We start from the raw sequence: 14376 nt of genomic DNA, 5'->3' as shown, positions 1-14376 counted from the left end.
GAACCGCTACCAGGGGCGATCGGCGAAGTTCCCGTTGTCGTTGTTCCGACCGCGGTTCTTGGCGTCCTCGGTCGACTTGTCCTGCTGGGCGTCCTGGCCGGCGTCCTTCAACTTGTCGACCTTCCCGTCGACCTCCCTGTCACCGGTACCGCTCGAGCCGCTCGAGTCGCCGTCGCCTTGTCCCCCGTTCGAAGGATCCTGCTGGCCCTGCCCGCCGGACCGGTCGCGCTGGTCGGTCGCATCCTGACGTTTGCGGTCGATGCGATCGCCGGTGTCCTGCAGGTTCTCACCGGGCGTACCCTTCGGATCGATCACGTCGGGCTGCTGCCCGGTTCCGCCCTGGTCCCCCTGGTCACCCTGGTCGCCCTGGTCACCCTGGTCACCCTGGTCACCCTGGTCACTCTGACCGCCCTGGTCGTCCTGACCTCCTTGACCACCTTGATCACCCTGGTCCTGCGGGTCCTGGGGGTCCTGGGGGTCCTGCGGGTCCTGCGGGTCCTGGGGGTCCTGCGGGTCCTGCGGGTCCTGGGGGTCCTGGGGGTCCTGCGGGTCCTGGGGGTCCTGCGGGTCCTGAGAGTCTTGCGGGTCCTCGTTCTGATCCTGGGACTCCCCCTCGAAGCAGCCCTCGCCCTCGTCGACGATGCGCTTCGCGGTGTCGTAGAGGTTGATGGCGCCCTGGAAGAACTGGCCCTTCACGTACTCGTCTGCCTGGGTCTCGTACGCGCGCGCCAGGTTGACCCGGACGATGCAGGCGGTCTCCTCCGTCGGCGCGAGCTCGAGCGCCTTGCCGAGGTCGTCGGTCCCCTGCACCCAGTCCTGTCCGGCCGCGGCCGCGGTGCCCCGGTCGAACCAGGCGATCCACGGCTCGACGACGTTCGCCGTGAAGAGGTGGCCCGCGCTCAACTGCGCCCCGGAGTAGTCCTCGGCGCGGTACTCGGCGATCGCCGACTGCGCGACGACCGGCAGACTCACGAACTTGACCCCGACGACGAGGGCGACGAGGACCAGCGGAAGGGACCACCAGAACAGCCGACGGCGCAACCGGGCAACCTCGGCCGGGGCCAGCGGCGGACGCCGCGGTTCCTCGAGTCGTGGCCGTGGCTCAGGGCTGCGCGGCGCATCGTCGGGCCGGTCGGTGCGGGTCCGATCATCGAAGAGGGTCATGCCTGCCCACCCTTCGTCCGTCGGAGCTCGCCCAGCGCGCCGACCAGGCCGGGGAGCTCGGTGAGGAGCAGCACACCGAACCCGAGCGCGAACACCCAGTACAGCTCATCGGTGCGCCGGATGTCCACCTCATCCTCGACGGTGACGCCGCCGACGGCGAGGCCGTCGAGTGCGTCGTCGAGCGACGCACCCGGTGTCCTGATCTCCGACTCGACGCCGAGCTGCGACGCGATCGTCTCGAGTGCGCCCGGATCCAGCCGGGACACGGCGGGCTCACCGGTCGAGTAGTCCTGGATGTAGCGGACGCTGCCGTCCTGGTACCCGGAGAACTCGCGCATGGTCCCACCGGCCTCGGTCCCATAGCCGAGCACGCCACCGCCGCCGATGAGCGGTGCGATGCTCTCGAACGACCCGGGGGCCGCGCCACTCGTCTGCTCGCCGTCACCGAGGTAGAACATGATCCGGTTCCGACCCGGCTCCTGCTCCTCGGCCTGGGTCAGCAGCGTGGTCATGAACTCCACCGGTGCGTCGATGCTGCTGCCGCGGGAGTAGGTGGTGATCTCCTGCGTCATCGCCTCCGCAGCCGACCGGAGCGCCGTCGCGTCCGTCGTGAGGGGCATGCGCTGGACGGCCACGGCGTCGAACGTCACGAGGGCGTATCGGGCACCGGCCAGCCGGTCGGCGATACCGGTGATGTCGGCCTTCGCACCGTCGAGTCGGGTCGGCGGCTTCGGGGCGCCGTTCTCGTCCGTCCCCGACGCGGTCTCGTCCGGCCAGTCCTCGGCAGCCATCGAGCTCGTCGTGTCCACGACGAAGTAGACGTCGAGGTCGCCCATCGCGGACGGTGGGCGATGGTTGCCGGGGATGGTCGGTCGGAGGGCGATGATCACGAGCACGACGACCATGGCCAGTCGGGCGATCCAATGCCAGGCTCCTGGCCGCCGCACCCCGGCGAGGAACTGCCAGACGGCGAAGGCCGCGAGGACGGTGCCGAGCACGGCGACGGCCCAGATCGGCAGAACGGGGTTGATGGTCATCGGCGCAACCTCCAGGCGAGCAGCATGAGCGCCGCGAGGCCGCCGAACGCCGCCAGCACGAACACGAACGGCTCGTCGACCTGCACGAGCTGTTTGGCGCCCTTCAGCGTCTTCGTCTGCTCCGCCGTGATCTGCTGGACGATGCCGCCGACCGCGCCGGGATCGGCGAGCGCGTAGTAGTCCCCGCCGGTGGACGTCACGACCTCGTCCATCTCCGCGGCGAGGTCGTCGAGGTAGTCCTTGCTGGAGACGTCGCCGGGGTTGATCCCGTACACCGTCACGTCCTGCGCCTTCGCGTAGGCGCCGGCCTCCTTGAGCGTGAGGATCGGCTCGCCCGCGACGTAGTTGTCGGTCGCGAGCACGATCGAGCGCGACCGTTCCTCGCCGACCTGGTCGAACCGCATGACGCAGGACCCGAGACCGTCGCCGATGAGGGACGAGCCGTTCCCGAGATCGGTGCCGTTCCAGTACTCGTAGTCGCTCTCCGGCGAGGTGAGGTCCTCGACGAGGTGGTCGAGCTGCGCTGCCACGTAGTCGTAGTCGCTCGTCAGCGGGAAGTACGTGGTCGCGGACGCGTTGAACAGGACGAGCGCGATCCGCTCACCGTCGAACCGCTGCACGAGCTTCTCGAACACCCCGACCAGCGCGGCGTCGTACTCCGTCATCGACCCGGACACGTCGAGGCAGAGCACGATGTCGCGGTTGCGCAGTTCGGGCTGGAACACCGTCGTGCTCACCACGCGTGACCCGAGGGCCGTGCCGGCGAGCAGCAGCACCCCGAGCGCGGCGATCGTCGCGATGATGAGGCGCCGGTACCGCGACAGCGCGCGACGGTAACCGGGGAGCGCGGTGAGCCGTTCGGAGTGCGCGACCCACAGGGGCTCGGCGTTCGCCTTCCGGCGCCGCCCGGTGCGGGCCACGAGGACGACGACGGCGACCACCGCGGCCACGGCGAGGAGCCAGACGAGCGGCATCCACCAGTAGATCAGCTCCACGTCGTCACCACCTGGCGGGCGAGCGTGGCGGCCTCGGCGACGCTGCCCGTCTCGGCCTCGCGGAACTCGACCGGGTAGTAGGCCGACACGGCACGACTGAGTGGCGCGAGTCCGGCGCGATCGAGGTCTGCGAGGGTCATGACCTGGGCGCGGACGCCGCTGGACTCGTGCGCGTACATCCGGAGGATCGCGCCGAGCCGTTGGTGGGCGCGCCGCGTACTCAGGGCGCCGTCCCCGTGCTCGCGCTCGATCTCGCCGATGAGTGCGAGGTAGCGGTCGCGCAGGACGGTCGGCGACGGCTGCGGCGCCGGGCGCGGCGCGCTCCCGCGCGCGCGACGGCGCACGTGGGCGAGCATCCAGACGTACCACCCGATCACGAGCGCGATGAGCACGAGTCCGAGCACCGGCCAGAGCAGCGTGTACTGGACCGGTGCGTAGTAGCCGTTATCGCCGGGCATGTCGGTGGGCCTCGAGGAGGTGGAAGAGGACGGGGACGACGTCGTCGGCTCCGGTCACGCGCTGACCGCTGATGCCGAGTTCCTCGAGCTGGTCGAGGTGTCGGGCGGTGGCGCTGGTGACGGCCTCGGTGAACTCACGACGGAGCGCGTCGTCCGACCGGATGAAGGCCGGCAGGGACCGCTCGTCGGCGACGTCGACCATCGCCCGACCGGTGTACTCCGCCCGCATGAGGTCGGCGTCGCCGACCGAGATCCAGAGCACCTCGTGCTGGACGTGCAGGCGGCGGAGGATCTCCGACCGCTTCGGCGTGATCTCCTCGTCATCCGAGACGATCACGAGCAGACAGCGCTGCTTGACCGACCGTGCCGCGTAGCCGAGCAACTCGTCGAGATCGCTCTGGGGTGCCGCGAGCGACGCACGCCGGTCGATGTGCTGCAGCAGGCGCTCGAGTGCCGATTCGGTGCCGGCGGGTCGGACGAGTTCCGGTGCGGCGGCGTCGCCGGCGACGAGACCGACGAGGTCGCCGTGCCGGATCGCGAGGTATCCCAGGATGCCGACCGCGAGGATGGCGACCTCGCGTTTGGTGCTCCCACCCTCGGCGAGCGCCGCGAGATCACGACCCGTGTCGACGACGAACAGCACCTGGTGTTTCCGCGTGGCGATGTAGCGCTTCACGAGTGGAGCACCGTGTCTGGCCGTCGCCTTCCAGTCGATGTCCTTGATCTCGTCGCCCGGGGTGTGCTCGCGGAGGTCGTCGAAGTCGAGGCTCCTCCCCTGGAACACCGAACGGTACTCGCCGTCGAGCATCCCCCGCACGCGGCGGTGGGCGTGGATGAAGAGCTTGGACTTCACCCGGTGGAGCAGCGGGGCTGACACGGGCCTACGGCGCCTGGACCGCTCCGAAGACGGCGTCGATGATCGTCTCGGGCGAGACGTCGTCGGCCGCGGCTTCGAAGTTCAGGATGATGCGGTGCCGCAGCACCTGGTGGCGGTAGCCCTTGACGTCCTCGGGGATGACGTGGTCGCGGCCGGCGAGGATCGCGAGCGCCCGCGCGACGGTGCTGAACGCGATGCTGGCGCGCGGGCTCGCCCCGTACTCGATGTAGCTCGCGAGCTTCGGCGGCAGGTAGTCGCTCGCATGGCGGGTGACGTAGACCGTCTGGACGATGTAGTTGAGGATCGATGCGTCGAGGTAGACCCGCTTGGCGAGGGACTGCAGGAACAGGACGTCCTCGAGGCTCACCCCCGGGCGGTCCTGGTCGGTCTCGTAGAGACCCGAGTTCACCCGACGGACGATCTCGGCCTCCTCGCCGATCGTCGGGTAGTCGAGGACCTCCTTGAGGAGGAAGCGGTCGAGCTGCGCCTCGGGCAGGTGGTACGTGCCTTCCTGCTCGATGGGGTTCTGCGTGGCGAGCACGAAGAACGGCTTCGGCAGCGGATAGTGCGTACCGCCGATGGAGGTCTGGCGTTCCTGCATCGCCTCGAGCATCGCGCTCTGGGTCTTCGCGCTCGACCGGTTGACCTCGTCGAGGAGCACGAAGTTCGCGTGCACGGGACCGAGCTGGGTCTGGAACGCGCCGGTGCGGGCGTCGTAGATCTGGGTGCCGATGATGTCGCTCGGCAACAGGTCGGGGGTGCACTGGATGCGTTTGAACGAGGCGTTCACCGCTTGGGCGATCGATTCCGCCGCGGTCGTCTTCGCGAGTCCTGGGACGCTCTCGAGCAGGACGTGCCCGCCCGAGACGAGTGCCGCGAGCAGGGTGGTGCGCAGGCCCTGCTGGCCGACCACCTTCGCGTCGTAGGCACCGACGATCTCGGAGAGGATGCTGCGGGCCCGCTGCAGCTCGGCTGGCGCGATGGGGGTGCTCGGCGTCACGGTCACTGGTCTCCCTGGCGAGGCTGGCGGTCCGGACGGATGACCGTCGAACGCGGATCCGCCTGGTGGAACCCGGCGGTCCGAACAGTCTACGTGTGAAGATCCGGAGCTCGGACGCCTCGGCCACCGGATGGCCACCAGGGCGTCGGCCGCCGTTCGCCCGCCGTCCCCCTCGCGTCCACCGCCGCTTCCTACCGTGGATCGATGACATCTGCAGCGCACGGGAGGCACCCGGAGACCGACGGCGCGACGGCGATCGTCCCGGTCAGGGGCGGTTCGAAGGGGATCCACCGCAAGAACCTCAGGACCGTCCGCGGGAGCACCCTCATCGCGCGATCGGTCGAGGGTCTGCTGCGGTCGGGTGGCGTCTCGCGCGTGGTCGTCACGACCGATCACCCGGACCTCGCCGCCGCCGCCGTCGCCGCCGGTGCCGAGGTCATCGACCGGCCGGCCGAACTCGCCGAGGACAGCACCTCCTCCGAGGCCGCGCTCCTCCACGCGCTCGGCGTCCTCGCGGAGCGCGGCGAGCTGACCCCCGTGACGGTGTTCGCGCAGGCGACGTCGCCCTTCCTCGACGTGGAAGCACTCGACGACGCCGTCGCCCTGGTCTCCTCCGGGCGGGCGGACTCCGTCTTCGCCGCGGTGCTCGACCACGGTTTCCTCTGGACGGAGAAGACGAAGGGTGCCCGAGGGATCGGTCACGACCACCGCGAGCGTCCCCGACGGCAGGACCGCGCGCCGCAGTACCGCGAGACCGGCTCGTTCTACGTCTTCGACACGGACGGCTTCCTCGAGGCCCGGCACCGCTTCTTCGGCCGGATCGCGCCGGCCGTCACCAGGTCCTTCGCCGCACTCGACATCGACGAGCCGGAGGATCTGCTCGTCGCGGAGGCGATCGCCGGACTCGCCGAACGCCAGCTGGGGATCCCATCGGGGTCAGAACGCTCGGAGCACCACCTCGACGTCGACGCCGTCGTCACAGACTTCGACGGGGTCCACACCGACGACCGCGCCAGCATCGACGCCGACGGAGTCGAACGGGTGAGCGTCCATCGCGGTGACGGCCTCGGCGTCCGTCAGCTGCGCGAGGCCGGGCTGCCGTTCCTGATCCTGTCGACCGAGCGGGTCCCGATCGTCGCCGCACGCGCGGCCAAACTCGGCGTCGACGTCGTGTACGGCTCAGCCGACAAGGCGACCGCACTCCGCGACTGGGCCACGGCGAAGGGTGTCCCACTCGACCGCATCGCGTACCTCGGCAACGACGTCAACGACATCCCGGCCCTCGAGATCGTCGGCTGGCCGGTCGTCGTCGCCGATGCGCACCCGGAGGCCCGTGCCGTCTCCCGGCTCGTCCTGGAACGCCGAGGCGGCGACGGAGCCGTCCGCGAACTCGCCGACCTCGTCCTCGCCGCACGCGCGACCCTCGACCCCCTGAAGCTGTCCACGCTGCAATCGAACGGAGCACGACCATGAGCATCCACCAGGACGCGAACGACACCACCGACCTCGACGGCCGGACGCAGCCGTCTCCCGTGCGCATCGACGGCATCCCCGTCGGCGGCGGCGCCCCCGCGTACGTCATCGGGGAGATCGGTCTCAACCACAACGGCGACGTGGAGCTCGCGAAGCGACTCATCGACGTGGCCGCCGACGCCGGCGCACAGGCCGTCAAGTTCCAGAAGCGCTCGCCGGAGATCTCGACGCCGGCGCACATGCGCGACGTCCCGCGGCAGACGCCGTGGGGTGAGATGAGCTACCTCGACTACCGCTACCGGGTCGAGTTCGACCGTGAGCAGTACATCGAGATCGGCGACCACGCCACCCTGCGAGGCCTCAGCTGGTTCGCCTCCCCGTGGGACGAACCGTCGGTCGACTTCCTCGAGGACCTGGGCGTCAGCGCGCACAAGGTCGCGTCCGCCTCCGTGACCGACTCGGGCCTCCTGACCCGTCTCGCCGCGACCGGGAAGCCGATCATCCTCTCGACCGGCATGTCGACGCTCGAGCAGATCGACCGCGCAGTCGAGATCCTCCGGGGCTCGCCGCTGGTCATCCTGCACGCGACCTCCACGTACCCCTTGCCCGCCGAAGAGGCGAACCTCCGGATGATCGACAGCCTCGCCGCCCGGTACCCCGGTGTGCCGATCGGGTACTCCGGCCACGAGACCGGTCTGCAGATCTCCCTCGCCGCGGTCGCCCTCGGGGCCACGATGGTGGAACGCCACATCACGCTCGACCGTGCCATGTGGGGCTCGGACCACGCCGCATCGCTCGAACCGCACGGCTTCTCGAACCTCGTCCGCGACATCCGGGTCATCGAGACCGCCATGGGTGACGGCGTCAAGCGCATCTTCCCCGGTGAACTCGCCCCACTCGCGAAGCTGCGCAGGGTCGATGCCTGATCATGGGCCCCGCCGTCGGGTGATCGGGGTGGTGGACTCCGACTCCTTCGTGAAGTGGGGCGCCGCCACCCTCTCCCGCGCGACCGGCTGGGACGTCGACCTCGTCCTCATCGAGAGCGACGTGTCCGCCACCGACCGGCAGGTGGACATCGCCCTGCTCCACACGGCGTTCGAGGGGCGGACCGTCCGTCGCCTGTCGCTCCGAGGACTTGTCGACCTCATCCGGACCGAGCAGCCGGACGGCGTGTTCGTCTCCACGCGTGGGCCGGTCGCCGAGGTCGTCATCTCGGAACTCCTCGCGCTCGGGCGCTCCACCCGCCCGGTGCTGCTCACCGGTCTCCCCGGCATCTCCATCCCGGCGAAGTGGAAGGGGATCTTCCTCCGCGCGCAGGCGGACGTCTTCGTCCTGCACAGCCACCGCGAGGTCGCCGCCTACCGTGAACTCGCGCTGACGCACGGGGTCGAGCCGGCGTTCGCGCTCGCGACCCTGCCGTTCCTGACGGACACGGCGACCGAGTCACCGGCCGAGCCCGCCCCGCGTACCCGGGTCGTCTTCGCCGCCCAGGCCACCGTCCCGGCCGATCGCGGCGACCGGCTCCGGATCCTGTCCTGGCTGCGGACCCTCGCGAACCGGCACCGCGACCTCGACGTCGTGATCAAGGTGCGCGGCCTCGCCGGCGACCCGCAGACCCATCACGAGCACTACCCCTTCGACACCCTCCTGACCGGTCCGACACCCGACAACCTGCGGGTCGCCACCGGGTCGATGGCGGTCCACCTCGGCCACGCGGCCGGGCTCGTCACCGTGAGTTCCACCGCCGCGATCGAGGCCATCGCGGCCGGGGTCCCGGTCATCCTGCTCGACGACTTCGGTGTGGACCCGGCACTCATCAACACCGTCTTCGAGGGCAGCGGGCTGTTGGCTTCCAAGGACGACCTCATGGCCGCCCGGTTCCGGCACCCGAACCCGGACTGGCTGCAGCAGAACTACTTCCACCCCGCCGAAGAGGACGACTGGATCCAGCGGTCGGAGGAGGCGTTCGCCGCGCGCGACCTCGGGACCCTGCCGATCCGTCCTCGGGCACGACAGAGTCGCGGCGGCATGCTCCGCACCGGTTGGGAGCGGCGTCGGGCGTTCGGGCGGGCCGACACGAGCGCGCTGGGCACGGTCGCCTTCGTCATCGGGCGGCCACTGCAGATCGCTCGCCGTCTGGTCCGTCGCGCTCGTGGCGTCCAGCCGGCCGAGCGCCAACCGATCCCCTCCCGTCGGCTCGCGCCGATCGAGACGGAGACGCCGGTGCGCGCTCCGCACGGGGCTCGTCACCGCACGGCCCGCTGACGGGAGCGCCGCTCGACCGGAGACCGGTCGGGCGACGCTCCAGGCTCAGTTGGAGCCGACCGTCACCACCGGTGCGCCCGTGGAGGTGTCGTCGGCGGGCATCTCGGCGGCCAGGCGGTTGGCCTCCTGGATGAGCGTCGCGACGATCTCCGATTCCGGCACGGTCTTGATGACTTCGCCCTTGACGAAGATCTGGCCCTTGCCGTTGCCGCTCGCGACGCCGAGGTCGGCTTCGCGTGCCTCTCCGGGGCCGTTCACGACGCAGCCCATGACGGCGACGCGCAGTGGGACGCTCATCCCCTCGAGGCCGTCGGTCACGTCGTTCGCGAGCTTGTAGACGTCGACCTGCGCGCGCCCACAGCTCGGGCAGGAGACGATCTCGAGCTTGCGCTCGCGGAGGTTCAGCGACTGCAGGATCTGCAGCCCGACCTTGATCTCCTCCGCCGGCGGCGCGGAGAGCGAGACACGGATGGTGTCGCCGATGCCCTCGGAGAGCAGGATGCCGAAGGCGGTCGCGCTCTTGATCGTGCCCTGGAAGGATGGACCGGCCTCCGTCACGCCGAGGTGCAGCGGCCAGTCACCGCGCTCGGCGAGCAGCCGGTAGGCCTTCACCATGACGACCGGGTCGTTGTGCTTGACGGAGATCTTGAAGTCGTGGAAGTCGTGCTCCTCGAAGAGGCTCGCCTCCCAGACGGCGCTCTCGACGAGCGCTTCTGGGGTCGCCTTGCCGTACTTCTGCAGCAGCCGCGGGTCGAGGGAACCGGCGTTGACACCGATGCGGAGGGAGACGCCGGCGGCCTTCGCGCGCCGGGCGATCTCGCCGACCTGGTCGTCGAACTTCCGGATGTTGCCGGGATTGACCCGGACGGCCGCGCACCCCGCGTCGATCGCGGCGTAGACGTAGGCGGGCTGGAAGTGGATGTCGGCGATCACCGGGATCTGACTCTTCTTCGCGATGATCGGCAGCACCTCGGCGTCGTCGCGGGTCGGGACGGCCACGCGGACGATGTCGCAGCCCGAGGCCGTGAGCTCGGCGATCTGTTGGAGGGTCGCGTTGATGTTGGTCGTCTGGGTCGTCGTCATCGACTGGACGCTCACCGGGGCATCGCCGCCGACGAGCACCTTGCCGACCTTGATCTGTCGCGACTTGCGCCGCGGGCTGAGCGTCTCGGGAACCGACGGAAGACCCAGATTGATAGCTACCACGAGCCTCAGCTTACGCGCGCGACGCCCCGCAGGCTCCCCGTGAGCTGAATGCCTGCTGGGACGTCGCGATCCACGGTCAACGGGCGGGCGGTGCCTCGCGATTCGCTCGCAGGACGCCGAGCCGTTCCCGGTACTCGACGTCGTCGATGTCGCCCTGGGCGAAACGCTCGGCGAGCGTCTGCTCGGCGCTCCGCGACCCGTCCTGGCGCCAGGCCCACGGCGGACCCTGGTGGCCGTCCGGGGACGCCCCGGACCAGGCTCGGCGACGCCACCGCCGACCGACGAGCGCGACGATGAGGACGATCACGGCGATCCAGAACGCGGGGATGAGCAGCAGCCAGAGGAGGTGGAGCCCCGGCCCGGGACCGCCGGGATGCATGGCGGTCGTGGCGAGCACGATCAGGGAGGTGGACATGGAGGACTCCGTTCGTCGGGCGGACGACGACCGTCGTCCGCATCACGACCCCGAGCCTCCTCCGGATGGTGGCCGAGGGCATCCGACGACGGGACGGATCACTTGACTCCCCTGGGAGTACGACCACCGGTCGCTCAGACGCCGGGACTGACGAGCCCGGTCTCGTAGGCGATGACGACGAGGCGGACCCGGTCGCGCGCGGCGAGCTTCGACATGATGCGCGACACGTGGGTCTTCGCTGTGAGCGGGCTGAGGAACAGCGCCCCTCCGATCTCCTCGTTGGTGAGTCCGCGTCCGACGAGCCCCAGCACCTCGCGTTCGCGCTCCGTGAGCCCGGCGATCACGGCGTCGTCGAGCGGCGCGGCGATCGCTCCGGCGACCTGGGTGAGCAGCCGCCTCGTGACCCCGGGCGACAGCAGGGCGTCACCCGACGCGACCACTCGGACGGCCCGGATGAGCTCGGCCGGCTCGGTGTCCTTCACGAGGAAGCCGCTCGCACCTGCCCGGATCGCCTGCGCGACGTACTCGTCGAGTTCGAAGGTGGTGACGACGATGATGCGGGTGGCCTCGAGCGCCGGATCCGCGACGATGGCCTCGGTTGCGGCCAGGCCGTCCCCTCCGGGCATCCTGATGTCCATGAGGACCACGTCCGGGCGTTCCCGACGGACGACGACGAGCGCCTCGTCCCCACCGGCCGCCTCACCGACGACCGCGATGTCGGGCTCCGCGTCGAGGAGGGCGCGGAACCCGCCGCGGATGAGTGCCTGGTCGTCGGCGACGACCACGCGGATCATGCGACGCCTCGGACCGGCACCCGGGCCGTGACACGGAAGCCGCCGAGCGGACTCCGCCCGGTCTCGAGGGTGCCGCCGAGGAGCTCGGCGCGCTCGGTCATGCCGAGGAGGCCGTTGCCGTGCTCCGCGGGTCCGGGTGGGGCACCGACCCCGTCGTCCTCCACGAGCAGGCGATAGGTGCCGTCGACCTCGACGAGCTCGACGGAGACCCGTCCGGCCTGCGCGTGCCGGAGGACGTTCGTGACGCTCTCCTGCGCGATCCGGTACAGCGCCTGCTGCACGGCCGCGCCGGGCGTGGAGACGAGGCGCAGCTCGAGTACCGCGTCGACGCCCTGGTCTCGGAGGGACTGGACGAGGACTGGTAGTGCCTCGAGATCCGGCCCCGGTCGCCTCGGCGCGCCGGTCGTGGGATCCTGGGCCGCATCGGCACCACGGAGGACGTCGAGGAGGCCACGGACCTCGTCGAGCGACGCCTTGCTCGACCCCTTGATGTTCGTCAGAGCTTCCCTGGCACGTTCGGGCTGGGTGTCCATGAGATGCAGGCCCATGCCGGCCTGGACGGTGATCTGCGCGAGCGAGTGGGCGACCACGTCGTGCAGCTCACGGGCGATGCGCACGCGCTCCTCCTGCGCGGCGGATGCCCGGCGTTCACCTTGACGCCGGCGATCCGCGTCGAGCTGTTCGCGCCGGGTGCGGAGTCCCTCGGCGAGGAGGACGGCGACGATGACGAGGGCGGTCGTGGCCCCGACACGGAAGCCCGACACCTTCCAACCGACGGCGAGCGCGACGGTCAGGGCGAGCGCCCACCCGAGTCCCAGCGACGGATAGGCCCAGCCGCGCGCCCCACGGACGATGCCGGAACCCGCGGCGAACGCCAGCGCCACGGCGGGAGGGCCCCAGGTGGGACCCGTCAGCATCGAGGCGGTCGACAGCACGGCGACCGCCGCGACCGTCGGCCCGGGCGACCGCCTGGCAGCGAGCAGGCAGAGCACGCCGGCGAGTGCCAGGAGGACTGCCGAGGAACGGGACCACCCCGAGGCACCGGCACCCGGGCCGAAGGAACCGTGGAGGGCGAGCACCGCTGTCGCGGGCACCTGGACGAGGAAGGACACCACCACCGGCGCCCAGAGGCGCCAGACGGGGCGTCCGGGTCGGCGATCGCTCGGCGTCGTCCAGGGTGCCGAACCCGTCTCGACCGATGCCATCCCTGCATGCTACTCGCGGGTCGGAGCCGCCGCGTCGCCCGCACGGAGCCTGCACCGTACTCCCCGGGGAGTACGGCCGTACCGGGATGGGACGGTCCCGCGGGCTCCGGTCGCGTCGGCCTAGCCGAAGAGGTTGACCGGCTTGACGATGTCGGCGTACACGAGGAGCGCGCTCATGCCGCCGAGGACGATCACCACGCCGAAGGTGAGCGGGATGAGCTTCGCCGCGTCCACCGGTCCCGGGTCGCGACGTCGGAAGACCTTCGCGAAGCGGCGACGGATCGCCTCCCAGAGCGCTGCTGCGACGTGCCCGCCGTCGAGGGGCAGCAAGGGGATGAGGTTGAAGACGAAGAGCGCGACGTTGAGCGACCCGAGGATGCCGAACACGGTCGCCGCCTTCGACGCGACGGGGATCTCGTCGAGGCTGACCACCTCGCCCACGACCCGTCCGACGCCCACGACACTCATCGGCCCGTTGGGGTCGCGCTCGCCGGATCCGAACGCGGCCTGCCCGACGTCGATGAGTCGCTGGGGCAGGTTCAGGATGATGTTGGCGGTCCGGGCGATCGTGTCGCCGACGGTCGGCAGGATCGTGGTGACGGGCTGCGCCACCATCTGCTGCTGCGGGGTGATGCCGACGAAGCCGACCTCATGGGTCTTCGCCGAGCCGTCGGCGTTCGTGACGATCTTGCCGGTCTCGGCGTCGACGACGTCCCGCTCGAGCAGCAGCGGCGTCAGGGTGAGGTCGAGTCGCTGCTCTCCGCGGGCGACCTCGAGGGCCAACGGCTTGCCCGGCGAATCCTGCACGGCCGCGGAGATCTCGGCGAAGGTGGAGATCGGGGTGCCGTCGATCGAGAGGATCGTGTCGCCCGGCTTCAAACCCGCGGCGGCCGCCGGACCCTGCGGATCCCCCGCTGCACAGCTCTGGCGGTCGCTGGTGGACGGCAACACGCACTCGTACACCGAGGTCAGCGTGCTGCTCTGCTGCGGGACGCCGAACCCCGACACGGCGATACCGATGAACAGGACGGCGAGGACGAGGTTCATGAACGGCCCGCCGAGCATGACGACGATCCGCTTCCAGACGGGCAACCGGTAGAAGGTGCGCTCCTCGTCGCCGGCGCCGATCGTGTCGGCACTCGCCTCCCGCGCGTCCTGGACCAGCGTGTCGAAGAAGCCGGTGCTGGCGTTCCGGGCGGCACCGCCGGGCTGCTTGGGCGGGAACATGCCGATCATCGAGATGTAGCCGCCGAGCGGGATCATCTTGACGCCGTACTCGGTCTCGCCCTTGCGGCGCGACCAGATGGTGCGACCGAAGCCGATCATGTACTGGGTTACCCGCACGCCGAACAGCTTCGCGGGCACGAGGTGACCGACCTCGTGCAGCCCGATGGACACGATGAGGCCCACGAGCACGATCACGATGCCGAGGAGGTAGAGGAGGACGGATTCCACGGCGTAACCCTACTCGCGCGGTCGGGTCACCG

The 14376-nt window shown here is 70.4% G+C and carries 14 protein-coding genes; 3 read left to right on the top strand and 11 right to left on the bottom strand.

Annotated elements, in window-relative coordinates; translation table 11 throughout:
• Window positions 1-6: 6 nt before the first annotated feature.
• The 6 genes from ACQG07_RS13320 to ACQG07_RS13295 are packed head-to-tail and all read right to left on the bottom strand — an operon-like array spanning window position 7 to window position 5537.
• A complete protein-coding gene (locus ACQG07_RS13320) occupies window positions 7-1164 on the bottom strand; it encodes a hypothetical protein (protein ID WP_426738507.1) in 1158 nt (385 codons plus the stop codon).
• Window positions 1161-2201 (bottom strand): VWA domain-containing protein, encoded by a 1041-nt coding sequence (locus ACQG07_RS13315; protein WP_159879161.1) that lies wholly within the window; start codon window positions 2199-2201, stop codon window positions 1161-1163. The genes ACQG07_RS13320 and ACQG07_RS13315 overlap by 4 nt, the downstream gene beginning before the upstream one ends.
• Window positions 2198-3196, bottom strand: a complete 999-nt coding sequence (locus ACQG07_RS13310; protein WP_137243278.1) for a vWA domain-containing protein — start codon at window positions 3194-3196, stop codon at window positions 2198-2200. Before ACQG07_RS13310 ends, ACQG07_RS13315 begins: the two co-directional genes overlap by 4 nt.
• Window positions 3187-3654: a hypothetical protein gene (locus ACQG07_RS13305; protein WP_079002737.1), complete on the bottom strand. Its 468-nt coding sequence runs from the start codon at window positions 3652-3654 to the stop codon at window positions 3187-3189. Before ACQG07_RS13305 ends, ACQG07_RS13310 begins: the two co-directional genes overlap by 10 nt.
• Window positions 3641-4531 (bottom strand): DUF58 domain-containing protein, encoded by an 891-nt coding sequence (locus ACQG07_RS13300; protein ID WP_426738506.1) that lies wholly within the window; start codon window positions 4529-4531, stop codon window positions 3641-3643. Before ACQG07_RS13300 ends, ACQG07_RS13305 begins: the two co-directional genes overlap by 14 nt.
• Window positions 4532-4535: 4 nt before the next feature.
• Window positions 4536-5537, bottom strand: coding sequence for an AAA family ATPase (locus tag ACQG07_RS13295; protein WP_064295340.1), 1002 nt, complete (start codon window positions 5535-5537; stop codon window positions 4536-4538).
• A gap of 198 nt (window positions 5538-5735) precedes the next feature.
• On the opposite strand from ACQG07_RS13295, the gene ACQG07_RS13290 reads away from it, so the two are divergent.
• The 3 genes from ACQG07_RS13290 to ACQG07_RS13280 are packed head-to-tail and all read left to right on the top strand — an operon-like array spanning window position 5736 to window position 9269.
• A complete protein-coding gene (locus ACQG07_RS13290; RefSeq protein WP_192018564.1) occupies window positions 5736-7004 on the top strand; it encodes an acylneuraminate cytidylyltransferase in 1269 nt (422 codons plus the stop codon).
• Window positions 7001-7930: an N-acetylneuraminate synthase family protein gene (locus ACQG07_RS13285; RefSeq protein WP_426738505.1), complete on the top strand. Its 930-nt coding sequence runs from the start codon at window positions 7001-7003 to the stop codon at window positions 7928-7930. The genes ACQG07_RS13290 and ACQG07_RS13285 overlap by 4 nt, the downstream gene beginning before the upstream one ends.
• A gap of 31 nt (window positions 7931-7961) precedes the next feature.
• Window positions 7962-9269 (top strand): DUF6716 putative glycosyltransferase, encoded by a 1308-nt coding sequence (locus ACQG07_RS13280; RefSeq protein WP_426738504.1) that lies wholly within the window; start codon window positions 7962-7964, stop codon window positions 9267-9269.
• Between the two features lie 45 nt (window positions 9270-9314).
• Here the strand turns inward: ACQG07_RS13280 and ispG are convergent, their stop codons facing one another.
• The 5 genes from ispG to ACQG07_RS13255 form a co-directional block, all read right to left on the bottom strand.
• A complete protein-coding gene (gene ispG / locus ACQG07_RS13275) occupies window positions 9315-10475 on the bottom strand; it encodes a flavodoxin-dependent (E)-4-hydroxy-3-methylbut-2-enyl-diphosphate synthase (RefSeq protein WP_064295337.1) in 1161 nt (386 codons plus the stop codon).
• A 76-nt stretch (window positions 10476-10551) separates the two neighbouring features.
• Window positions 10552-10890: an SHOCT domain-containing protein gene (locus tag ACQG07_RS13270; protein ID WP_274500841.1), complete on the bottom strand. Its 339-nt coding sequence runs from the start codon at window positions 10888-10890 to the stop codon at window positions 10552-10554.
• A gap of 134 nt (window positions 10891-11024) precedes the next feature.
• On the bottom strand, window positions 11025-11684 hold the full coding sequence (locus tag ACQG07_RS13265) for a response regulator (RefSeq protein WP_085513188.1): 660 nt from the start codon (window positions 11682-11684) through the stop codon (window positions 11025-11027).
• On the bottom strand, window positions 11681-12889 hold the full coding sequence (locus ACQG07_RS13260) for a sensor histidine kinase (RefSeq protein ID WP_124769576.1): 1209 nt from the start codon (window positions 12887-12889) through the stop codon (window positions 11681-11683). Before ACQG07_RS13260 ends, ACQG07_RS13265 begins: the two co-directional genes overlap by 4 nt.
• A gap of 120 nt (window positions 12890-13009) precedes the next feature.
• A complete protein-coding gene (locus ACQG07_RS13255) occupies window positions 13010-14344 on the bottom strand; it encodes a M50 family metallopeptidase (RefSeq protein WP_079707172.1) in 1335 nt (444 codons plus the stop codon).
• Window positions 14345-14376: the final 32 nt, after the last annotated feature.

Origin of the sequence: Plantibacter sp. 2H11-2 (genome assembly GCF_050031945.1) — a bacterium.
Taxonomy (GTDB): Bacteria; Actinomycetota; Actinomycetes; order Actinomycetales; family Microbacteriaceae; genus Plantibacter; species Plantibacter auratus.
The sequence above is the reverse complement of the archived record's forward strand: the minus strand, read 5'-3'. Positions and strand labels throughout refer to the sequence as shown.

What these genes read in the sequence shown, in the direction of transcription:
- ACQG07_RS13320 (WP_426738507.1), bottom strand. Translation starts at nt 1,164, where the DNA reads ATGACCCTCTTCGATGATCGGACCCGCACCGACCGGCCCGACGATGCG.
- ACQG07_RS13315 (WP_159879161.1), bottom strand. Translation starts at nt 2,201, where the DNA reads ATGACCATCAACCCCGTTCTGCCGATCTGGGCCGTCGCCGTGCTCGGC.
- ACQG07_RS13305 (WP_079002737.1), bottom strand. Translation starts at nt 3,654, where the DNA reads ATGCCCGGCGATAACGGCTACTACGCACCGGTCCAGTACACGCTGCTC.
- ACQG07_RS13290 (WP_192018564.1), top strand. Translation starts at nt 5,736, where the DNA reads ATGACATCTGCAGCGCACGGGAGGCACCCGGAGACCGACGGCGCGACG.
- ACQG07_RS13285 (WP_426738505.1), top strand. Translation starts at nt 7,001, where the DNA reads ATGAGCATCCACCAGGACGCGAACGACACCACCGACCTCGACGGCCGG.
- ACQG07_RS13270 (WP_274500841.1), bottom strand. Translation starts at nt 10,890, where the DNA reads ATGTCCACCTCCCTGATCGTGCTCGCCACGACCGCCATGCATCCCGGC.
- ACQG07_RS13265 (WP_085513188.1), bottom strand. Translation starts at nt 11,684, where the DNA reads ATGATCCGCGTGGTCGTCGCCGACGACCAGGCACTCATCCGCGGCGGG.
- ACQG07_RS13260 (WP_124769576.1), bottom strand. Translation starts at nt 12,889, where the DNA reads ATGGCATCGGTCGAGACGGGTTCGGCACCCTGGACGACGCCGAGCGAT.